Raw genomic sequence first — 22,716 nt, 5'->3', positions numbered from 1 at the left:
CCATGAACATCAGGTAACTATCCATTTCCGTCAATACACTGGATGATAAGGGCCATGCAACCTTTCAAACTCGACACTGTGCTTCGAATCCGGCGTCAGGCTGAGGAAAAAGCCAGACAAGCCCTGTTTGCAGCAATGGAAAAAGAGCAACAGGCAAAGGATATTTTTCAGGCTGCTCAGCAAGAACTGGAAGACCTGTATATGAACCTGCAATCTCAATACAGCCAGGGTACGTCAGTCACCCAACTGGAGCTTATTGAAAACTGGATAAGCGTAGTTAAGCAAAAAATTAAAAAAGCCGAACAGGAAGTACTCACGGCAAAACGGCAAACAGAAAGCAAACGACAAAAAGTGCTCAAGGCCAGCAAAGACCTCAAAATTATGGAAAAAATGAAAGAACAGCAGAACAATGCCTACAAACAATACCTTAACAAAAAAGAGCGCGCAATGCTGGACGAACTGGCTGTTCTTTTTCACAAAAATCCTGATCAATAAAACACTCATGAACCTTTCAACAGTATCCTTCAAATCCATCTTTTGTCTTGCTGCACTCCTTTTTCTTATTCCTGTCTACCATGTCTCTCATGCTGCCGAAAACACAGCCCAATATTCATCTGTTGAGGAACGCAGACTGCTGACGGCCCTTGAAAATGAACGAAATTCGCTGGAACAGGAACGGAGAGCGGTAGAAGAGAGAAAAAAGGAGCTAAAGAGATTGGAGGAGGAGGTCGATAAGAAACTTGACCAACTCCAGCAGCAACGAATTGCCTTGGAAAAGCTCCTTGCTGAAAAAGATATGGTCGAGCAAAAACGGATAAATGAACTCAGTAAAATGTACGAGAAGATGTCAGCAGAAAAAGCAGCTCAAGTATTCGATAGCCTGGAACCAGATCTGGCGGTTTCTCTGCTCCAACGCATGAAAACCAAATCTGCGGCAAAGATTTTAAATAATCTCAATCGAGACAAAGCTGCCAGACTGACCACTGATTTTTCAACCCTGGATACCCAATAATCTTCTTATGCAGACTTTTGCCTTTTCAGCAGCAGAAAGCATTGCCCCGATCAAACCAACGGGGAACACATCTGCGGGCAACAGCCGTTCCAGTGCCAGCGACGAGAACTCTTTTGCCTCTCACCTCGCGACCCAATCGGCACGACAATCGTCAGCAAAAAAAGCTGCCACGACCTCAACCTCTGATCGCACCGGAAACAACGAGAAAACTGCTGCCACTGTTCAAGGAGAAAAGCATACCAACGAAAAAGTATCATCAGATACCGCCAATGTGGAGCGTGATCAAAACCCATCGTCTTCAAACCAAGAAGATCAAACTACTTCAAACACCGTTACACCTGATCTCAACAGCAACACAGATGCAACATCAGTAAATGATGAAAATGATGATATTGCCGGCGATGGATTCCAGGAAGCACTGTCCTCTGAAATCATCTCCACATACATGACCGACTCTGAAGCACGGATAATATCCCAGGTGCTTGAGCAGACCGTTGGAAAACACGATTCACCTATCAACGCCACCCCAAACACCATAACCATACCAGCAACCCAAAACCCCATAACCATATCAGAAACCACAAACACTGCTGTGGACAATACCATTACCCAGGTTGATACAAATGGTAATGTAAAAACCAACTCCACCGCGGCAGCTCTTTTGTTCGAAACACCTGGAACCAGTCAGTATCACTTTTCCCGACCTGCTGCAGCTGGCACAGGAGAACAGGTAACATTAACCACTACACAACTCCAGCAAATCATTGATTCAATGGCTACACCAACAGCTACCACAGCTACCACAGCTACCGCAGCTTCCCAGCCGCTCCAGGCCAGTCAGGAAACTGCTGGGCAGCAAGTTGTGGTCGAACAGTGGTCAGCAACATTTGCCAATACCCAGCAAACTGCCCAAAATAAAGGAATGCAACAGCAGACGAATGGGTTACTCAACAACTCCCCGCAACTGAGCACCCAGACTGCTGAAGGTCAGGTCATAACGGTCTACCAGAGTACTATCACAGAAGAAGTTGCTGCTAAAACCATGGCATCAGGCCAGCCATTAACAACAGATCCAAGCGGACAGCGTCAGGATGCGACCAGCAACTATATCCACTCCAATTTGCCCAACAACTCTGTGAAAGCGGTCCTCAACGAACAGGAACAACAGTTGGCTGATGATACAGGCCAACAAAATAATCCGGAAAAGGGTTTTACAGGGGAACAGTTGCATAAAACAGAGACTCTTTTCAGAAGCGATAATACATTTACACCACTGAATTTTGATTCTCAGTCCCCATCAACCAGCTCCACATCCCAAGCCTCGGCAACGACTACCACCATGATGCGTCTTCCTTCAGGTGCAACGGTTCCCGAGAGTTCGGTAATGGATCAGGTAGTCCACTATTTCAACAACAACCGAAAACTGGAGAGTGGTTCGGTTACCTTGAGCCTGCACCCTCGAGAACTTGGCGAGCTACGTATGGAAATCAAAGTGGATCAGGACAATATACGGGCCCACATAACCACCCAAACTCCACAGGCCCAGGAAGCCCTTGACAGACATCTCCCCAAACTGCGGGAAGCACTGGAACAGCAGGGTCTTTTCCTCAATGAAATAGAAATTTCCATAGCAGCCAGCAATGATTACGATGGAAGCCATTTTCAACAAAATGAAGAGCGTCATCAACTCGGAAAAAACTACCGGTCTACAGCATCACAGGATACCTTCAGCCTGAACGAAGAAGGCGAAGACAGTTCAGATCTTTCTGAGGACCACACTCTGAGAGTAACAGCATAACAGGACACGACCATGGCTGATATATCTGCACTTACCAAAACTACCAGCTCGACGAGTAACACCAGTTCAACCAAAAGCAGTAGTAACACCCTGGGCCAGGAGGATTTTCTGACGCTTCTGGTTGCGCAGTTGCAGAACCAGGACCCTCTGAATCCCTCTGATGCAACAGAGTTTACAGCCCAGCTCGCTCAGTACAGCCAATTGGAACAACTCTTCAACCTGAATGATTCCATGGACCAGCTGGCAGCTGCTCAAAACAATTCGCAAAGAATTTCAGCCCTTTCCCTCATAGGAAAAGAAGTATTGGTGGAAGGATCTGAATTCGCCTATTCCGGAGATCCTGTAGAAATAGGCTACTCTATTGACGGGACCGTCACAGATGTAGACGCCATTATCCAGGATAAGGATGGAAACACGATCACAACACTCTCTGGAACAGATACCTCGAAAGGCAATCACACACTCACCTGGAATGGCAAGGATGCATCCGGAGATGATGTGGAAGCAGGCACCTACACACTGGTCATCAAAGCCAAGATAGATGGAGATCCTACCAGTACAACTGTCAAATCTCTCATCAAAACAGAGGTTACAGGTGTAGACCTGAATGGAAGTGAACCCTTATTGATTACGGTAAGCGGTAACTACACCATAGATGAAGTATATGGAGCGTATGACCGCTCTAAATCGTCTGCTGACAGCGAAGAGTCAGAAGAGGATGATGCAACTGATACTACCACGACTGAAGAAACTGTCTCTGCTGCAAAGGACGGCGCGGGGATAATTGAGGATGTGGTTGACGCGCTGGAAGAAGGATAATCTTCTCCAGACACACGTAACTAATCAATTATCCATTGAATATAACCCCCAGGAGGTTCTAATGGGCATTCAAAGTGCAATGTTTAGCGGAGTAAGTGGACTCAATACGAACTCCCAGGCCATGAGTGTCATCGGTAATAACCTTGCCAATACCAATACCCTTGGTTTCAAAGGCGCCCGCTCAGTTTTCTCCGACCTTCTCTCCAGTTCCATTTTCGGCTCTGGCGGTATTTCCCAGGTTGGTCGTGGAGTGGGGCTTTCCATTGTTGATAATATTTTCAGCCAGGGAACCTTTGAAACCACTTCTTCAGATACCGATGTAGCCATTGAAGGCGAGGGTTTTTTTATTGTCAGTGAGTTAGGCAATGACACTATGTTCTATACCAGGGCAGGAGCATTCCGTTTTAATGACGAGGGGTACCTGGTAAACCCTGAAGGATTTATCGTCCAGGGAAAAGCGTTCGATGTTAATGGCAACCTGCTCCCAAATGACCCCGGAAACATTCAAGTGAAGAATGTGGGATTGATAGAAGCCAACCCCACAACTGAACTGACCTTTACCACCAACCTGGATGCGGCTTCGGATGAACTCGGCGGTGCTGCAGCGGATATCGATCCTGACGATGTGGCCACCTATAACTATACAGCCTCAAGCACAATATATGACAGCCTTGGAGAAGACCACATGGTCTCGGTCTACTGGCGTCTTCTGGATTCGGCGACCAACACCTGGGCCTCAGGATATACCCTGGATGGCGATGCTGCCACCTTTGCAGCTCTGCCTGATATAACATTTGATGCCGATGGTAACCTTGCGGCACCTCCAGTCAATAACATCGTCGTGGCTGACTGGGGTAATGGCTCAGAATTGAACCAGGCCATAGATGTCACCTTTGATTGTACCCAGTACGACAGCGAATCAGTTGTTATCGGCCAGAACCAGAACGGTTACGCTGCTGGCGAACTGACCAATGTGGCCATTGATGGAGAGGGTATTGTGGTTGCCAGCTATTCCAACGGCGAACAGGTGAAAATTGCCCAACTGGTGCTGGCCAAATTTCAAAATCCCGGCGGATTGAGCCTGGCTGGGTCAAATCACTATGCCTATACAGAGGATGCTGGTCAGATACGGGTCGGATTACCAGGACCGGAGCTGGGTCGTATTTTCACCAATTCCCTGGAACAGTCCAATGTTGATATGGGGCAGGAATTTGTCAAAATGATCACCACCCAAAGAGGTTTTCAAGCCAACTCGAAAATTATCTCCACTGTTGATGAAATGCTCAGTGAACTCATTAATCTGAAAAGATAATTTACTGTCATTTTTCTGACGGTTTCAAGCGCATTCTTCCCAGGAATGCGCTTTTCTGTTTTCTATCCCTTTAAAATATCGAATATTCGTCCCGCCATTTTTCAACCTGCCATTCAATTTCACTGGCATCGAACTTGCATTCTTGTCTTTACCTGTTCTTTTAGGTATCCTGCTACTATCATAGATTAGCATTTCGTAAACTCAAACCGTCCAAGGACCGTATACGTGGATATTGCAACCCTTATCGGTATTGTCGCCTCCTTTGGCCTCATGGTCATGGCTATTCTCCAGGGTGGAGGCATCGGCATGTTCATAGACCTACCTTCTATTCTTATTGTTTTTGGTGGTACTGCCGGGGTCGCCCTGATCAACTTCCCTTTAGGTGACGTAATCAGTGCCATAGGAGTAGCCAAAAAAACAGTACTGATCAAGGAGGCAAATACCAATAATCTGATAGCTCAGCTGATGGAATTTGCCAATAAAGCACGCAAAGAAGGCATACTGTCTCTCCAGGGGTCCATTGACACTGTGGACGATGATTTCATGGTTAAAGCTTTGCAGATGGCTGTTGATGGACAGGAACCTGAAGATTTGAAAGCCATGCTAAACACTGAAATCGACTACATATCGGAACGACACAGCGGAGGTGCAGAAATATTCGTATCTCTGGGAATGATCTCACCAGCCATGGGTATGGTGGGTACGTTGATCGGTCTGGTACAAATGCTCCAGAATATGAGTGATCCTGCCTCCATTGGTCCGGCCATGGCTGTCGCCCTGCTTACGACATTCTACGGCGCAGTGCTGGCTAATATCCTTTTCAATCCCATGGCCGGTAAATTGAAAACCAGATCTAAAACAGAACTTTTACAAAAAACAGTCATTGTCGAAGGCATGGAATCTATTCTTTCCGGAGAAAATCCCAGGGTCATGGAGCAAAAGCTACATGCCTACATTGCTCCCAAACAACGTGAATCCGTTTTTAAATAACAGGAAATGCCATGGCGAAAAAAAAGGAAGAATGTCCTCCCGGCGCCCCGTTGTGGATGACCACCTTCAGTGACCTGGTTACTCTGCTGCTAACCTTTTTTGTTTTGCTCCTCTCCATGGCAAGCATGGATCCGGTAAAATTTGTCCAGGCCAAGACATCCATCAAGGATTCTTTTGGATGGCGAACTACTGCGGCTCCCAAACGGTACACCATCCCCATTATCCCCTCCCCCCCCAAATCTGAGTTCACTCCCATCCCACGGGAGACCAAAATGCATTATTACCGAAAAATACAAAATGATCTCAAGATGACACAACTGATGGATCAGGTTGACGCAATAGAACGGGATAATGATTCCATTGTATTGCGAATCAACGACTCAATTCTTTTTGACAAAGGCCAGACTACACTTAACCCCAGCTCTTACCCCTTATTACGAAAAATTGCAGATATTGTCCGCCCCCTGCCGATGAGTATGCGCATAGAAGGCCATACCGATGATACACCGGTGACATCTCCCTCCTTGTCTAATTGGGATATTTCAGTAGCCAGGGCAGTTGCTGTAATGCGTTTTTATAACAGAGGTGAAATTTTCTCCATAGATCGTATGTCAGCGGTGGGGTATGGTTCAAGCAGACCTGTGGTAAGCAATACCAGCGAAGAAAATCGAGCTAAAAACCGAAGAGTAGATTTTATTTTGCGTAGCAACCGTAAGGTAAACACCAGTAACCGGTCACAACCGGTCATCCCTTTCTAAATTACAACATTCAGGAAAAGTTATGGCAGAGCAACCCCCGCAGGATGCGGAAAACGGAAAAGGTGGAGGAAAAAAGAAACTCATTGTCATTATTGGTATAGTACTGTTGATATTGCTCCTTGGTGCCGGGGCAGCAGTATACTTTTTATTCCTTAAACAAGCCCCTGCCCCAGTTGAAAATGAGGTAAACGAGCAGGTTGAAATGGTTCAGCCCGCACTGGAAGATAACGAAATCGGTCCAATGGTGAACATAGAAGAGTTCATCGTCAACATTATCGGAGAGGGGGAACCTCACTACGTCAAGGCCTCCATCACCCTTGAGATGAATGATGAGGCGGCCGTTGAAGAAGCCAATAAACGCATGCCCCAGATCCGGGATACCATACTTCTGCTCATTGGTAATAAAACCTTTGAAGAACTTCAGGATCTGCAGGGAAAGAAACAGCTTAAAGCCGAACTTAAGAGCAAAATCAATTCGTTTTTGAAAACAGGCAAGGTAAAGAACATATATCTCACTGATTTTGTGGTACAGTAGCAACAATGGAACCAATACTCAGTAAAGAGGAAATAGCAGATCTTCTGACTGCACTCAAAACCGGGAAAATATCCACAGACTCGGTTGACGATAAACATGTGCAGGCACCACGATTCCTGCTCGCCAAAGAGATCGACCTCTTCCAGACATATCAGCATGGCGGCGCCACCGGGGAGATGCGAATCCCCAACTTTGATATCATTATTGATATGTTTGCCAGAAACTTCGGCACCACACTGACAAACACACTGCAAAAAACCTTTCTTGTTGAACGACAGGACATCACCTCCACCTCTTTTCAACAAAGCCTGCAGAATCTCAATAATCAGGGGGCAGTGGGCATTTTCAATACCGATCCGTTAAAGTATGGTTGCCTGTTCCACTTTGACACGTTCATGGCGTTTACCCTTCTGGAAATCATGCTGGGTTCAACATCCAATGAGAGCATGAACGTATCTCGGACCTTGACAACCATTGAAATAAGCATTCTCCGCAACACCATGGAGGGAATAGGAAAGGATCTCCAAAAGGCGTTGCAGCCCATAACGCCTGTACAACCCAGCCTGACCAAAATTGAAAATAATTTTCGGCTTGTTAACATTGTAGAAGCTGATACCGAAGTTCTGGTTGCGACCTTTAATCTTTCGGCCAGCGGTGAAAGAGCCGGCCAGATGTGCTTTATTATCCCTTACCTCACAGTAGAACCCTTTCGGGAAGCTTTCCGGGAAATGGTTACTGTTACTCAGGCCTCGTCGAACTGGAATAAAATCATCACCCGGGAAGCACTTGAAATGGAATGCATGGTCATTGCCCGCTCAGGCCTCATAGACATGACAATTCGCAAGATTCTTCAGTTGAAAAAAGGAGACATCATTGACCTGGGATACGACCCCACCCAACCAATAAGCATAGTTGTGGAAAACCAACCAAAATTCAGGGCAATTCCAGGGGAAAGAAATGGCAAAAAGGCCTTTCACATAACTGGGTTAACACTCACCAATTAAGCAGGAAACAATATGGATCCATCTGAAAACAACATTCCTCCACGTCCTCAAAGTACCCTCAACGCCGAGGAAACAGCAGAGCTGTTGGAAGAAGCGTCACCCCAAGCCAAGCCATCAGCCGCAATGAGCCAAAACGCCAACCGTGACCTGGAATTTCTTTTTGATATTCCCCTGCAGGTGTCGGTTGAGGTCGGCAGGGCCAAAATACTCCTCAAGGATCTACTGCAAATGGGAGAAGGATACGTGGTAGAACTGGAAAAATATGCAGGGGAACCTCTGGACCTTTACGTTAATTCACGGCTCATTGCCCGTGGCGAAGCTGTGAAGGTTGGAGATAAGTTCGGGATAAAGCTCACTGAAATCGTCAGTCAGTCAGATAGACTGGAAAACCTTTGTTGACGCCATGTTCAACTCTCTGCAACATACAATTTTCTGGGCGGTCATTTTTGTTGCCAACCCTGCATACTGCGCTGATGAGTACGGTATGGCAGCCATGTCTCTCAAAATGGGGACGGCTTTGCTCATCGTGGTCGGATTAATTCTTGTACTTTATGCACTGGCTGTAAAAAAAATCATACCTCACCAGAAAACCGGTAAATACATCCAGATTCTTGAAATGCGGCATATGATGCACAAAAGCAGTCTTGCCCTGGTTAAAGTCAGGGATACTGAACTGCTTTTGTCCATTTCCCCCAATGGCATTCAACGCCTTGCTGAGTTGGAAAAAGATTCGACCCAGAAAGAGTTCGCCGAATTATTAGACGAAAATCAATGAACAGGATTATTCCCATTTTTGTCGTGGCGCTGCTGACCTGGGCAGGCTCTTGCCTCGCGGTCACTCTGCCTGACATCAACATCGGTGTAACAGAAGCAGCGACCCCGCAGGAAGTATCCACAGGCTTGCAGATTCTTTTCCTCCTGACTATCCTGTCTGTTGCACCGGCCATTTTGCTGATGACCACGGCATTCACACGCATTGTGATAGTACTGGGCTTCATTCGCCAGGCCATGGGAACCCAAAACACTCCTCCTAACCAGGTGATAATAGGTCTTTCCCTTTTTCTGACCTTTTTCATTATGTCCCCCACCATTAATAAAATTAACAGTACAGCTCTCCAGCCATATATACAGGAAAAAATAACCCAGCAAATGGCATTGGAACAGGCAGTGGCGGTCATGCGTGAATTCATGTTTTCCCAGGTTCAAGAGGGTGAACTGCAGTTGTTTATTGATATCACCAAAGAAGAGCAACCTGCAGATGCCGAGGATGTCTCCACCATGATCTTGATTCCTGCATTCATGCTTTCTGAATTGAAGCAGGCCTTCCAGATGGGATTCATGCTCTATGTGCCTTTTCTGGTAATAGATATGCTAGTCGCTTCGGTACTCATGTCCATGGGAATGATGATGCTGCCACCTATTATCATATCATTGCCTTTCAAGTTATTGCTCTTTGTTCTGGTTGATGGCTGGCAACTGGTAGTGGGCTCTTTGATGAAAAGTTTCGCGTGACATTGCATACCTTGGAGGCGTCAAAATGTTAACCCCTGAATCCGTAGTCCATATCGGCAGAAAAGCAGTGGAAACCATTCTCCTTGCGTCCGCCCCCATGCTCATTGCTGCCCTGGTGGTTGGTCTGGTTATTTCAATATTTCAGGCTGCAACCCAGATTAATGAGCAGACTATGACGTTCATTCCCAAAATAGTGGCTGTCTTTATTACCCTGCTGATTTTTGGCCCATGGATAATGAACCTGCTGATCACATTCACCACCGGCATTATCGCTGATATCGCCACTGTCGGTCATTAGCCCGATATTCCCATCTGCATGCCATGGACCTGCAATTTATTCCACTGGAACAGTTTCAAAATTTCCTGCTCTGCCTTTCCCGTGTTTTAGGTCTGATTGCCGCAATCCCTGTTTTTGCTGGAAGCAGAATGGCTATCCGCCTGAAAATAGGATTGGGATTTGCGACCGCCATGCTGCTATTTCCACTCATGGCACCCTACACACCATCCATCTCCTCCACAACCGAACTGGGTGTTATACTGGTCAATGAAATACTCCTGGGCTCACTACTGGGGTTGACCGCGCAACTCATCTTTACCGGCATTAACTTTGGTGGAACTGTCATAGGATATCAGATGGGATTTGCCGCAGCAAATATCTTTGACCCTCAGACAACCCAACAGCTCTCCCTGATGAGCCAATTCATCAATGTCTTTTCCATTCTGATTTTTCTGGCATTGGATATCCACCACCTCTATCTCCATACAATTATCGAATCCTATCAGCTTCTTCCTCCCGGATACCTGAACTTCAGCGATGAAGCCATACCAAAACTCATGGAACTGGCAGGTCACATGTTCCTCCTCGGTGTTAAATTCAGTGCGCCAGTCCTTGTTCTTCTTCTGATCTCCAATATGGTGCTGGGTATTCTGGCCAGGGTATTCCCGCAGCTCAATGTCTTTATGCTGTCCTTTCCCATGAATATTGGCATCAGCTTACTGGTTATTGGTTTGACACTTAATGCCGCCCTTCTGATCCTGCGTCAAGAATTCGACACACTGGGATACACCTTTCTTGATTTTTTTGCCCTGCTTGCTCCCTCTCACTAGTATTCTCTCTCTTACGGAAATCTGCTGACATCCAGAAGCTACTGCTCGAAACAAGAATTTATTTCACTGATATTTCGTCAATATCAACTCTTGATTATCAGAACGAAATACGGCAAAAGTATAGTAAGCTACATTATTACTACGTGTTTATTCCGTACACCTTTTCCCTGTAGTGCTCTGCATTTTTTACACTTTCTGTTGGATATCAGGTGTGTGATTTGCAAGTAAAAGAAATATTTTTTCCATATATTCGGGAAAAATCGGGATTATAACCGGCAGATACTTATGGCAGAAAACACCTCATCAGACGAACGTACAGAAGCCCCGTCGGCGAAGAGACGGGCTGATTTCAGAAAAAAAGGACAGGTTGCTCAAAGCAGAGAAGTACAGACCGCTCTTCTTTTCACCGTTTTGCTCCTGTTCTGGATTTTTTATGCTTCGTATTTTATAGGCCACATAGAGGAAATCCTTATAGCTGTGTGGAAAAATATAGGTGAATTCAAAATCACGCCTCCAGGTATAATGCAGCTCAGTTTTTTTCTATGTAAAAATCTTGGTCTCCTGCTGGCCCCACTGTTTTTCCTGGCCCTGCTGGTTGGTTTTTTTTCCACTTTCATGCAGATAGGGTGGCTATTCACTGCCCAGCCTTTAACACCTGATCTTAGCAAGTTGGATCCCATTAAAGGCATGGGCCGTTTTATATCAAAACGTTCCCTGGTGGAACTTATTAAGTCCCTGCTCAAAGTGCTCCTCATAGGGTGGGTGGCCTTTAAAACCGTGCAGGACCGTTTTGACGACGCCCTGCTGCTTGGGCTCATGGATATACATGAAACCATGAACTATCTGGGTCTCACAGCCATTCTGGTTTTGGCTAAAGTGGTTGCTATAATGATCTTTTTGGCTGCAATTGATTACGGTTTTGTTCGCTACGAGATGGAACAGAAATTAAAAATGACTAAGCAGGAACAGAAGGAGGAGATGAAAGAAACCGAGGGAGACCCTCACATCAAGTCAAAAATTCGTTCCATTCAGCAGCAGTTAGCCAGAAGTCGCATGATGGCCGCAGTGCCTGAAGCAGACGTTGTAATCACCAATCCGACCCACATTGCAGTGGCTCTGAAATACGACCAGGATACAATGCAGGCTCCTGAAGTTGTGGCCAAAGGTCAGGAAATGGTGGCCAATAAAATTCGTAATCTTGCCAGGGAAAACAATATCCCCCTTGTGGAGAACCCTCCGGTGGCAAGATTATTGCATTCTAAAGTTGAAATAGGTGAGTCTATCCCTGATGAATTATTCAGGGCAGTCGCTGAGATACTTGCCTATGTATATTCTCTTAAAAGTAAACGATAAATATGGAAGCAACCAAGACATCAGCCATATTCAGCCGTAAACGTTTTGCCGAACTGTTTCAACGCAGTGATATACTTGCGTCACTCGGCCTGGTCGGCATTCTCATGCTGATGATTATTCCGCTTCCGGCCATGATACTGGACCTCTGCCTTTCGTTTAATATCACACTGGCCCTGCTGATCCTTATCATAAGCCTTTATACTGAAAAGGCCGTTGAATTCTCAATATTTCCCTCTGTCCTGCTTGCCACTACCCTGTTTCGACTTTCTTTGAATGTAGCCTCTACACGCCTTATCCTTCTTCACGGTAATGAGGGGATGCATGCGGCAGGTTCTGTTATTCAGGCTTTTGGCCAATTTGTCGTTGGTGGCTCGTATGTGGTCGGGCTAGTTATCTTCATCATTTTGGTCATCATCAACTTCATCGTCATCACCAAGGGCGCAGGCCGGATTGCCGAAGTTGCAGCCCGCTTTACCCTTGATGCCATGCCGGGAAAGCAGATGGCCATTGATGCTGATCTCAATGCAGGGTTAATAGATGAAACAACAGCCAGAAAAAGAAGAGAAGAAATTTCCAATGAGGCAAATTTCCATGGTGCCATGGATGGTGCCTCCAAATTCGTGCGCGGCGACGCCATCGCAGGCATCATCATTACCCTGATCAATATCGGTGCAGGGTTTATTATTGGTGTTCTACAGAAGGGTATGCCAATGGCAGAGGCTGCTGCCAACTATACCATTCTTACGGTTGGAGACGGACTTGTGGGCCAGATTCCCGCCCTCATTATATCCACTGCCGCCGGTATGCTGGTAACACGCTCTGCAGGACGACAGGATTTCGGAACTGAACTGAAAGCACAGTTCATGCGTTACTCCAAGGCATTATGGGTGGTTTCCGCCATTCTGCTCGGTTTTGCCCTGATACCAGGCCTGCCCTTTTTGCCTTTTCTTTTTATTTCCGCAGGTCTTGCATATACTGCATATAAGCTTGATCAGGCAGAAAAGGCCCGATTGGCGGAAGAATCGATCATTGAGCGTCCTGAACCAGTAGCCAAACCAGAAGAAGATTACGAACGAATGCTCACGGTCGATCTCATTGAATTGGAAGTCGGCTATGGTCTCATACCCTTTGTGGATGCAAGTCAGGATGGTGAATTACTGACAAGGATTCAATCCATTCGAAAGCAATTTGCCATGACCAGTGGGTTTATTGTCCCTCCCGTGCACATTAAAGACAATCTGCAACTCAGCCCTAATCAGTATACGCTCAGTCTCAAGGGTGTTCAGATTACCACCGCAGAAATGATGCCAGGATATTTCATGGCCATGGATCCCGGCATGGTCACGGAAACCATTAAAGGGATCCCTACCATGGAGCCGGCATTTCAACTGCCTGCTCTCTGGATTACCGAGGACAAACGCGAGCAGGCACAGATTGCTGGCTATACAGTAGTCGACTGCACCACTGTCATGGCAACACATATAAGTGAGATTATTAAGCAGCATGCCCATGAACTCCTCGGGCGTCAGGAAGCGCAGAACCTGATAGACAACCTGGCCAAAACCTATCCCAAGCTCATTGAAGAGCTGGTGCCGAATATTCTCAGCCTGGGCAACATCATGCGGGTTCTGCAAAACCTTCTCAGGGAGGGTGTCTCCATTCGTGACTTGCGAACCATCATGGAAACCATGGCTGACTACGCTCCTGTAACCCAAGACACTGATATCTTAACAGAATATGTACGACACGCTCTATCCAGATCCATTTCAGCCATGCATACCATGCCCGATGGATCCATGCAGGTAATTACCATGGACCGTAAGGTTGAAGATGCGATACAGACTGCGGTTCAGCACCGTGAACATGGCAGTTATCTGGCCCTTGATCCTAGGACAGCACAAAAGATTCTCGACAGACTCAGTACCCTCATTGCCGAGTATCCAGGAGGAATGCAGCCAGTACTTCTCGTTATTCCACAGATCAGGCCCCATGTGCGACGCCTGATCGAACGTTACTTTCCGACCCTTGCGGTCTTGTCCCATAATGAGATTACAACCAACATCAATATTCAATCCGTGGGTACGGTAACCATCGATGCAAGTTAAGGTTTTTGAAGCACCAGACATGGCAACGGGTCTGAAAAAGGTAAAAGAAACCTTTGGCCCTGATGCCTTGATCCTCTCCACCCGCACGATTCGCCGGGGGAAGCTTGGACTCATGAGCAAACCTATTCTGGAAATTACCGCTGCCATCGACACCACATGGAAGCCCCAAAAACCTGCCAGGCCATCCACTCCAAAGCCTGTTGAACCTGCGCCTCAGGTACTTGCCGACGATGACCTGACCTATGATAATCTCTGGAAGCCCAAACAGGAAACGAACGAGAAGAAGTCCATTGATTTTCACAGGGAAAACACCGTAGTCCAGGATGAACTTGCAGAACTGCGTGGCATCATCCAGTCCCTAACCAAAAAGGTTGCCGACCTTCAGCCACAGCAACAGGAGATACGCAAACCCTATATCGAACCTGAATTCGCAGGAAAGGAAGAACATAATGATCCTATTTTCAAACTTCTGCGAAGCTGTGACATCAACATTACTGCTGCCAGGAGAGTAGCCTGGCATGCACAGGAATCGATGGGCTATAATGAAACCATATCCCAAGCTGAAATGGAATCATTGGTTAAGGCGACACTCGCCCGGATGATAACCACGGAAAAAATTCTCCAGCACAAAAGTCACAGGCAGCAACGTATCAGCCTTATTGGTCCAACCGGTGTGGGTAAAACCACCACCATAGCCAAGCTTGCCGCAAACTATCTCTGCCGTTTTGGTGGAAAGGTTGGTCTCATCACCATCGACACGTATCGTATCGCCGCAGTGGAACAACTCAAGGTCTACGGTGAAATTATGGGATTACCGGTAGAGGTAGTGCTTAAGCCGGAAGAACTGGAGCAGGCTTTCGCCAAATTTGAACACTTTGACCTCATCCTGATCGACACGGCAGGACGAAGCCCGAAAAACAAGCAGGACCTGAATGATATGGGGAGATTTTTACGTCCAAGGTTCAACATCGAACACCATCTCATGCTGTCCGCGACAACGCGGGATCGTGAGATATATGATATCATAGACAAATTTAGCATCTTACCTGTTAAAACCTTTATTTTCAGCAAGATTGATGAATGTGAACGATTAGGGGTAATTCTCAATACCCATGTGCATAACAATACGCCAATTTCTTTTTTCACTAATGGCCAGAGGGTTCCGGAGGATATTGTTTCCCCTAACCCAAAGGTTGTGGCTGACTATATCATGAATGATCACAGGATCCGAAATAATGGCTGAACATCCAAACCGTCCTTCAGACCAGGCCGATACGTTGCGGGCCATGAATCCAAAGGAGATGGAGACTCCCAATGTTGAAAATCCCATGGCGGCGACACGCGTTTTTGCCATCACCAGCGGCAAAGGTGGTGTGGGAAAAACGGCAGTTGTAGCCAATACGGCAGTACTGCTTGCGTCGATGGGTAAACGCGTTCTTATCCTTGATGCCGATCTAGGCCTGGCAAATATTGATGTCGTTTTTGGACTGGCTCCACAACACAACCTGAATCACTTTTTTTCAGGAGAACAGAAACTCGGCGACATTCTGGTGGAAGGTCCACAGGGAATCAAAATTCTACCTGCCGGTTCAGGGGTACAGCGCTTCACCCGTCTGGACAATCATGAAAAGATGCGGCTTTTGGAAGCACTGGACGCAATGCACAATGATTTCGATTTTGTCCTCATCGACACCGAGGCTGGAATTTCAGAAAACGTAACCTATTTCAATACCGCAGCCCAGGAAATCATGGTGGTCACGACCCCTGAGCCAACTGCCATTACAGATGCGTACGCACTCATGAAACTGCTTTCAAACCAGTATCATGAAAAGCATTTTAACCTCATTGTCAACTTTATCCGCAATGAAGAAGAAGCACTGGACGTTTACCGTAAATTAACTATGGTTGCCAACCGTTACCTCGATATATCAATCGACTACATAGGATCGATTCCCCGTGACAAACTGATGATAGATGCCATCCGTAAGCAACAGGTTTTGGTCGAACTCTATCCGGAATCGAAAACAAGTATGGCTTTTGAGGCTCTGGCAAGAACGCTCATCCAAGAACCACAATCACTGGAACCCAAGGGCTCAATCCAGTTTTTCTGGAAACGACTTCTTGATTTCGGCAATAAATAAACCAGATCTGTAATCATGTATCCACCTGTACCACCATTCGATAATCGCTCTCAACTTATCCAGGATCACCTGTCACTGGTTGAACTGGTCGTGCAGAGAATGGTCTCACAGGTCCCTTCATTCATGACGAAAGATGATATGACCAGTGCAGCAATGATGGGACTGCTTGACGCCGCAAACAGATTTGACAGCGCCAAAGGCGTGAAATTCAAAACTTTTGCTGAATATCGCATGCGAGGAGCGATACTTGATGAAATGCGCAAAATGGACTGGTTTTCCAGGACCATGCGGGATAAACAGAATCACCTTACACAGACGATGCTGCGTCTGGAACGCCAGATGGGGCGATCTCCAGAGGAACAGGAAATGGCAGATGCCATGAATATGAGTTTGACCGATTATCAGCATCTTCTTGCAGAGGTTTCCCACCTGGGGTGCGTCAGCTTACATGAAACCCTTGATCACAGTGAAGAAGGCAGAAGTTTTCTCGATGCACTGGAGGATGTCGGGGGACCGATGCCGACAGACCTGATAGAACAGCAGGAGATGACATACCTCATCGCCGAGGTACTTGAAGAACTGTCTGAAAAAGAACGGCTGGTTATTGCCTTGTACTACTATGAAGAATTGACCCAAAAAGAAATTGCCGAAGTTCTCAGTGTGTCAGAGGGCCGGGTTTCTCAGCTGCACAGTCAGGCATTGCTGAAACTGCGCGTAAAACTCATCAATTCAGAGATGTATGATTAGTTCCATGTATTTTACTTTTACCGCAGGCATATATTTATCTGGAGATAGCGTCTTGCGTAGGATGAACAATCCAGACAATAAACATTTTTTAGAATGGGCAACAGGTGCTCCGTTAAGGTGACAGAAATGTATGATCTGATCATTGTCATCTGTAGCACATTGCTGGGTTTCTGCCTGAGTCTGATTACGTTTATTCTGATCCAGAAAATCCGCAATCAAAACACACCATCGGTTGAAAACCGGTTAAAGAGGATTCAAAAAAAGATAGATACAGCCCTTGAGGCACCAAGGGTAAACACTGCAAACAAGAGCTTTGAACGTTCCCTGGAAAAAGCCTCCATGACCACTGAGTTGCAAGTTCCAAGGATACGTAAACAGTGCCATGCGCATACACAGGCTCCTGAAAAATATACTATTCTGGCAAAACTCATTTCCCAAGGCATGGAGCCTGAAGAAATCGCCTCTCTGCTTGATATTTCCATGGCAGAGGTAACCCAGTTGATCACATTGAAAAATATGGCCAGTGAAGGCAGAAAAATATAAACCGATTTTTCCATCATTTTTTGGTTGTTAACGGTGCGCTTTATCCATCTAAATCAAAATACCGGTTAAGTAATTCAACGGAAAATCCGAAAAAAATATAAGCATCTAGATAATGAACTGAAAAAGGTATCTATGGTTTCAGGAAAATATGGGGCTCTCAGTGGAGCGGTATCGCGTGAGCAGGCAATGAGTAACATTGCCGCCAATCTGGCAAACGTGAATACCACTGGATTTAAAAAAAATAGAATCAGTTTCCAGGCAATCCTGCGGGGTGAACAGCAGAATACCAACGCAAAAGGTATTAACTATGCCCGCATCCGTGCCATTGAAACAGATTTCAGCCAGGGGGCCATGCAGCAGACGGATCGTCCCCTGGATGTGGCCATAGACGGCGAAGGTTTTTTCAAGATTCGCAAGGGGAACGACATTATGTATACCCGGGCCGGCCACTTTATGATTGATGAAGACGGAATGATCAAAACATCTGATGGCTACAACGTCATAAGTCAAGCGAATCAACCCCTGCAGCTTCTGGAGGGCGGGGGCTCGGACATTATTATCAATGAGGCGGGTGGTATCTCCGTTGACGGGGTGGACACAGGCGTTGGGCTGCAGATATTTACTGTTGCCGATCCTCAACAGCTCAAACAGGTAGGCAACAGCCGTTTCCAGCTTGAACAGGGAGGTGGCGACCTGCCTGCTGCTGACAGCAGAATTATACAGGGCAGTCTTGAAACATCAAATGTGAATATGATGGAGGAGATGGCTCACATGATAAGCATACAGCGAAAATTCGAAGCTCACCTCAAAGTGTTGGATCGATACTCGACTCTTGGAGAGAGACAGGATGAACTGGGCTCAGTCGGTTAGCCCCACCCATTGCATTACCTGATTTTCCGGCCATATCATCAGTGATACATCAGGTCAACATATAAAGAGGATAAACCATGAGATCACTCTGGACATCGACAACAGGCATGTCAGCGCAAAACTTGAATATGGATGTTATAGCCAACAATCTGGCTAACGTCTCAACATCGGGTTTTAAGCGCAGCCGTGCTGATTTTCAGGATCTCCTTTACCAGATAATGAAAGTCCCCGGCAGCCCTACTTCCGATGACACCAGATCGCCCACAGGTATTCAGGTCGGGCTGGGGGTAAAAACTGCTGCTGTCAGTAAAATTTTTACCGAAGGCGACATTATTCAAACAGAAAACGAGTTGGATGTGGCCATAGAAGGTTCAGGTTTTTTTCAGGTATCCCTGCCTGATGGCAACACCGCCTATACCCGTGCAGGAACATTCAAACTCGATGGTGACGGCCGGATCACAACCAGTGACGGCTACCCGTTGCAACCTGAGATTGTAATACCTGAAGATGCAGTACTGGTTACCATCAGCGAGACCGGGGTCGTCAGTGCCACGTTGGGTGACGATACCGAATCAACGGAAATAGGCAACATAGATCTGGCGATTTTTGTCAACGAAGCAGGCCTACTTGCCATAGGACGCAACATGTTTCGGGAGACCGATTCTTCCGGTGCAGCGGCCATAGGTGTTCCCGGTAACGATGGATATGGTACTCTGCTCCAGGGATATATTGAAAACTCCAATGTAAATATGGTCGAAGAGATGGCACATATGATTACCACTCAGCGGGCCTTTGAAATCAACTCAAATGTGGTTTCCACGTCAGATGAAATGATGCAGACTGTGGTGAACCTGGCATAACATAGGCTATGAAAATTTCCAGATGCCAGATCCGGTTTTTCAGCCATCCGGAAAAAATAATTCAGCCTGAAAGGTGCAGTACGGATACCTCTGCGACCTATCAATATGACCTGACTCTGAATATCTGCAAAGCTCTGATTTGCAGATCCAGACTCTGGACCAACGCTTTTTGTTCAGGACACGCCCTGCTCCACACACTGTTTTGCTGCATTTTCCTTTTTGCCTCCTCCAGGGCATATGCTGAAACTACGGCAACCTTTGTTGAGGAGGCCATGGTCATGGAGACTACGGTCACACTTGCCAACATCGCGCAAATTCTGCCAGATGATGAAAGCACAAGAGAGTTACGCCAACTGATTGTTGCATCATCGCCTGCACCGGGGCAATCAAAACAACTGCATGCAACTTCCATCATGGCAGCCCTCCGTAATCATCCCCAGGCAAAGGGCGTGCACTGGCTGGGAAGTTCTGTTGTCACGGTGCACAGAAAAGGGATAGTCATCGATCAAAACCAGTTGCAGCAGATTATTGCCGATTACCTTGCCAGTCAAGCCGACGAACTCCCACAGGGTGAAATTCGTTTCACCGCATTCAATTCACCATCACAGCTTGTGCTCCCATACGGTGAAGTAACTTGGAAAGTCACACCATCCAGATCAGACATTTTACATAGCTCCATTTTTTCCATTTATTTTCATATCGATGGACAGCCGGTACAAAACTGTACAGTGCGAGGAAAAATGGAACTCATCACAGATGTGGTTACGACAATCGGGACAATTCGCAGGGGTGAGCTGATACAGGCTGACCAGGTGGAATTAACCCCGAAAAATATTCTCATACTCGACCGCCCCTTTACACAAATGCAGGATGTCATAGGAAAGCTGGCTAAACGTACCTTACCCACAGGCAGACCATTACGAGAAGGTGACTGCACAGCTCCTCCTGTGGTTTCAGAGGGACAATTTGTTAAAATCATCGCACAAAAAGGCCAGTTGCGCATTTCAGCAAACGGCATAGCCAAGTCATCGGGGGTAAGCGGTGACATCATCAGGGTAAAAAATATCAGCTCCAATAAGCTGATATATGCCAAAGTGAAAGAACCAGGCATTGTATCTGTGGAGTTTTGATTATGAATACAGACACCGTTGGTTCCAAATGGACAAACATCTGCTGTTACAGCTGCGCCCTGTTACTTTTCATGCTGTTTTTTTACGGGTGCAGTTCAAAAGACCAGGATACCATTCCGGTTCCCGAGCCGCTGGAAGCCCCTGTTGTCAAAGAACCATCTCCTCAATCACCGGGATCCTTATGGACCGGTGATGAAGGGAACTGGCTTGCCGACATTAAAGCCCGTACTGTTGGAGATATCGTAACCGTACTTATTGAGGAAGAAGCCAGTGCGTCCAAAAGGGCCACCACCGCAACCGGGCGAGATACCAGCATGTCCGCGGGAATTCCAAGTCTATTTGGCTATGAAACAGTTCTGAGTGAGAAAAATCCAAACCTGAATATGTCCGCGCTGGTGGATGCCAACTTTTCCAACTCATTCAGCGGATCAGGCAGCACCACCCGTTCAGAAGACCTTGCAGCAACCCTGACTACCCAGGTAATAGAGGTTTATCCCAACGGGAACCTGAAGATCCGTGGGGGAAAATCGGTAATGGTAAACAACGAAAGTCAGATTATTTACCTTACCGGCATTATCAGGTCACACGATGTCAATGCTGACAATACTGTGAGTTCGAGTAAAATCCTCAATGCACAGATCGCCTACACGGGCAAAGGCTCTATCACAGACAAACAAAAACCTGGCTGGCTGATGAGGATTCTTGATAACACCTGGCCCTTTTAACCTGATTTTTTAGCTTGTTATGGCAACGTTTATGCATCATGACACAGCGTTAACCCATCGATAAGTGAAAGAATAGATGCAGTATTTTTTACCAATGTTACGACTATATATTTTTAGAAGCATGCAACGGTTTTCTTCCAAGAGCCGGGATGCTGTCATACATGCCTCAAAGAAGCATACTGAGGCTTTTCTGTGAACAGGAGGAAAATTATGCCTCTATCACGCTTCAGATTCGTGATTACATTCACCTTTGTCTGTTTGCTGCTTTTCCATGCATACAGTCTGCAGGCGGCACGACTTAAAGATTTGGCAGATATCCAGGGAGTTCGCAACAACCAACTCATGGGGTATGGATTGGTCATCGGCCTTGACGGAACAGGTGATGACATTAAAAAATCTGTCTTCACCAAACAGGCCATGATCAACATGATCAAACGTATGGGAATGGCGCTCAGTTCTGATGTGTTTGATCAAATGAAAACCAAGAATGTTGCTGCTGTCATGGTAACCGCCAAATTGCCGCCGTTTGTCCGACCGGGATCCACCATTGACATCCATGTTGCGTCTATTGGCGACGCTTCAAGTCTTGCCGGTGGTAACCTGTTAATGACCCCACTCAAAGGGCCTGATGGAAAAACCTATGCTGTCGCCCAGGGACCTTTAGCAGTGGGCGGACTTTCTTTCGGAGGCAAAGCAGCGGAGGTACAGAAAAACTTCCCCACAGCCGGACGCATCTCCGGAGGCGCCATTGTTGAACGCGCCGTAGATTTTAAGCTGCCCGATTCTGGAGAACTTACCTACCAGTTGCGTGAAAGTGATTTCACCACCGTATCCCGGATGACCGAAGCCATAAACTATTTCTTTGGCCCTGATACAGCCAACTCTCTGGATTCCGGAACAGTTCTGGTCAGCATGCCCGAGGGATATCATCTAGTCGATTTTATAGCAGATCTTGAAAACATTGAAGTCGAGCCTGACATACCGGCAAAAATTGTTGTCAATGAACGTACAGGTACCATTGTAATGGGCCAGGATGTTCGTATCTCAACGGTAGCCGTCTCCCACGGTAATCTGAACCTGATAATCTCCGAATCAATCAAAGTCTCCCAACCCAATCCCCTGGCAGAGGGAGAAACAGTAGTCGCCCCTGAAACAACCATCGAAACGGTTGAGGATGAAGGAAACATGGTGGTCTTACAGATGGGTGTCAGCATAGAAGAAATTGCAAACGCTTTAAATGCCATAGGCGCAACGCCCCGTGATCTGATTGCTATTTTCCAGGCCATCAAAGCATCGGGTGCCTTGCAGGGAGAGCTGGTAATCCTCTAACCCTGCCGGTAAAGCTCAGGCTGAGCATTTCAGGAAAACTTTTATTTGCCCATTAGTTGTAGTAGT

The 22,716-nt window shown here is 46.6% G+C and carries 25 protein-coding genes; all 25 read left to right on the top strand.

Annotation, left to right across the window (positions count from 1 at the left end):
• The first annotated feature begins 54 nt into the window (after nt 1-54).
• The 25 genes from fliJ (at nt 55) to G493_RS0104025 (ending at nt 22,650) form a co-directional block, all read left to right on the top strand.
• Nucleotides 55-495, top strand: coding sequence for a flagellar export protein FliJ (fliJ, locus tag G493_RS0104145; RefSeq protein WP_161629787.1), 441 nt, complete (start codon nt 55-57; stop codon nt 493-495).
• Between the two features lie 7 nt (nt 496-502).
• Nucleotides 503-1,012 (top strand): MotE family protein, encoded by a 510-nt coding sequence (locus G493_RS0104140; protein ID WP_028579365.1) that lies wholly within the window; start codon nt 503-505, stop codon nt 1,010-1,012.
• A gap of 7 nt (nt 1,013-1,019) precedes the next feature.
• A complete protein-coding gene (locus G493_RS0104135; RefSeq protein ID WP_028579364.1) occupies nt 1,020-2,810 on the top strand; it encodes a flagellar hook-length control protein FliK in 1,791 nt (596 codons plus the stop codon).
• A 12-nt stretch (nt 2,811-2,822) separates the two neighbouring features.
• A complete protein-coding gene (locus tag G493_RS27710; protein ID WP_084813418.1) occupies nt 2,823-3,629 on the top strand; it encodes a flagellar hook assembly protein FlgD in 807 nt (268 codons plus the stop codon).
• A gap of 61 nt (nt 3,630-3,690) precedes the next feature.
• Complete coding sequence (locus G493_RS0104125) at nt 3,691-4,941, top strand: flagellar hook protein FlgE (protein WP_028579363.1); 1,251 nt, start codon at nt 3,691-3,693, stop codon at nt 4,939-4,941.
• A gap of 225 nt (nt 4,942-5,166) precedes the next feature.
• The gene (locus G493_RS0104120) at nt 5,167-5,931 is read left to right on the top strand and encodes a motility protein A (RefSeq protein WP_028579362.1); all 765 of its coding nucleotides are present in this window, start codon (nt 5,167-5,169) and stop codon (nt 5,929-5,931) included.
• An 11-nt stretch (nt 5,932-5,942) separates the two neighbouring features.
• Complete coding sequence (locus tag G493_RS0104115; protein WP_028579361.1) at nt 5,943-6,689, top strand: OmpA/MotB family protein; 747 nt, start codon at nt 5,943-5,945, stop codon at nt 6,687-6,689.
• 22 nt (nt 6,690-6,711) lie between these two features.
• On the top strand, nt 6,712-7,224 hold the full coding sequence (locus G493_RS0104110; RefSeq protein WP_028579360.1) for a flagellar basal body-associated FliL family protein: 513 nt from the start codon (nt 6,712-6,714) through the stop codon (nt 7,222-7,224).
• A 5-nt stretch (nt 7,225-7,229) separates the two neighbouring features.
• Complete coding sequence (locus tag G493_RS0104105) at nt 7,230-8,228, top strand: flagellar motor switch protein FliM (protein ID WP_028579359.1); 999 nt, start codon at nt 7,230-7,232, stop codon at nt 8,226-8,228.
• Between the two features lie 12 nt (nt 8,229-8,240).
• A complete protein-coding gene (gene fliN, locus G493_RS0104100) occupies nt 8,241-8,627 on the top strand; it encodes a flagellar motor switch protein FliN (protein WP_028579358.1) in 387 nt (128 codons plus the stop codon).
• 4 nt (nt 8,628-8,631) lie between these two features.
• Nucleotides 8,632-9,003 (top strand): FliO/MopB family protein, encoded by a 372-nt coding sequence (locus G493_RS0104095; RefSeq protein ID WP_028579357.1) that lies wholly within the window; start codon nt 8,632-8,634, stop codon nt 9,001-9,003.
• Nucleotides 9,000-9,740, top strand: coding sequence for a flagellar type III secretion system pore protein FliP (gene fliP, locus G493_RS0104090; RefSeq protein WP_028579356.1), 741 nt, complete (start codon nt 9,000-9,002; stop codon nt 9,738-9,740). Before G493_RS0104095 ends, fliP begins: the two co-directional genes overlap by 4 nt.
• A gap of 25 nt (nt 9,741-9,765) precedes the next feature.
• Nucleotides 9,766-10,038, top strand: a complete 273-nt coding sequence (fliQ, locus tag G493_RS0104085) for a flagellar biosynthesis protein FliQ (RefSeq protein WP_028579355.1) — start codon at nt 9,766-9,768, stop codon at nt 10,036-10,038.
• Nucleotides 10,039-10,061: 23 nt separating this feature from the next.
• Nucleotides 10,062-10,847 (top strand): flagellar biosynthetic protein FliR, encoded by a 786-nt coding sequence (fliR, locus tag G493_RS0104080; RefSeq protein WP_028579354.1) that lies wholly within the window; start codon nt 10,062-10,064, stop codon nt 10,845-10,847.
• 285 nt (nt 10,848-11,132) lie between these two features.
• Nucleotides 11,133-12,200: a flagellar biosynthesis protein FlhB gene (flhB, locus tag G493_RS0104075; RefSeq protein ID WP_028579353.1), complete on the top strand. Its 1,068-nt coding sequence runs from the start codon at nt 11,133-11,135 to the stop codon at nt 12,198-12,200.
• 2 nt (nt 12,201-12,202) lie between these two features.
• Nucleotides 12,203-14,305 carry a flagellar biosynthesis protein FlhA gene (gene flhA / locus G493_RS0104070; RefSeq protein WP_028579352.1) on the top strand — a complete coding sequence of 701 codons (2,103 nt, stop codon included), beginning with the start codon at nt 12,203-12,205 and terminating at the stop codon, nt 14,303-14,305.
• Nucleotides 14,295-15,548, top strand: a complete 1,254-nt coding sequence (gene flhF, locus G493_RS0104065; RefSeq protein ID WP_028579351.1) for a flagellar biosynthesis protein FlhF — start codon at nt 14,295-14,297, stop codon at nt 15,546-15,548. Before flhA ends, flhF begins: the two co-directional genes overlap by 11 nt.
• Nucleotides 15,541-16,446 carry a MinD/ParA family protein gene (locus G493_RS0104060; RefSeq protein WP_035273514.1) on the top strand — a complete coding sequence of 302 codons (906 nt, stop codon included), beginning with the start codon at nt 15,541-15,543 and terminating at the stop codon, nt 16,444-16,446. The genes flhF and G493_RS0104060 overlap by 8 nt, the downstream gene beginning before the upstream one ends.
• Before the next feature lie 15 nt (nt 16,447-16,461).
• Nucleotides 16,462-17,193 (top strand): FliA/WhiG family RNA polymerase sigma factor, encoded by a 732-nt coding sequence (locus tag G493_RS0104055; RefSeq protein ID WP_028579349.1) that lies wholly within the window; start codon nt 16,462-16,464, stop codon nt 17,191-17,193.
• A 126-nt stretch (nt 17,194-17,319) separates the two neighbouring features.
• Entirely contained in the window at nt 17,320-17,736 is a 417-nt protein-coding gene (locus G493_RS0104050) for a hypothetical protein (RefSeq protein ID WP_028579348.1), read from the top strand.
• Nucleotides 17,737-17,868: 132 nt separating this feature from the next.
• On the top strand, nt 17,869-18,606 hold the full coding sequence (gene flgF, locus G493_RS0104045) for a flagellar basal-body rod protein FlgF (protein ID WP_028579347.1): 738 nt from the start codon (nt 17,869-17,871) through the stop codon (nt 18,604-18,606).
• A gap of 77 nt (nt 18,607-18,683) precedes the next feature.
• Nucleotides 18,684-19,466, top strand: a complete 783-nt coding sequence (gene flgG, locus G493_RS0104040; protein WP_028579346.1) for a flagellar basal-body rod protein FlgG — start codon at nt 18,684-18,686, stop codon at nt 19,464-19,466.
• Nucleotides 19,467-19,474: 8 nt separating this feature from the next.
• Nucleotides 19,475-20,596, top strand: a complete 1,122-nt coding sequence (gene flgA / locus G493_RS31765; RefSeq protein ID WP_051308998.1) for a flagellar basal body P-ring formation chaperone FlgA — start codon at nt 19,475-19,477, stop codon at nt 20,594-20,596.
• Nucleotides 20,597-20,598: 2 nt separating this feature from the next.
• The gene (locus G493_RS0104030) at nt 20,599-21,321 is read left to right on the top strand and encodes a flagellar basal body L-ring protein FlgH (RefSeq protein WP_051308997.1); all 723 of its coding nucleotides are present in this window, start codon (nt 20,599-20,601) and stop codon (nt 21,319-21,321) included.
• A gap of 210 nt (nt 21,322-21,531) precedes the next feature.
• Nucleotides 21,532-22,650, top strand: coding sequence for a flagellar basal body P-ring protein FlgI (locus G493_RS0104025; RefSeq protein ID WP_035273512.1), 1,119 nt, complete (start codon nt 21,532-21,534; stop codon nt 22,648-22,650).
• Nucleotides 22,651-22,716 lie beyond the last annotated feature (66 nt).

This window comes from Desulfogranum japonicum DSM 18378 (assembly GCF_000429945.1).
In the GTDB taxonomy this organism is placed as follows: Bacteria; Desulfobacterota; Desulfobulbia; order Desulfobulbales; family Desulfobulbaceae; genus Desulfogranum; species Desulfogranum japonicum.
The sequence above is the reverse complement of the archived record's forward strand: the minus strand, read 5'-3'. Positions and strand labels throughout refer to the sequence as shown.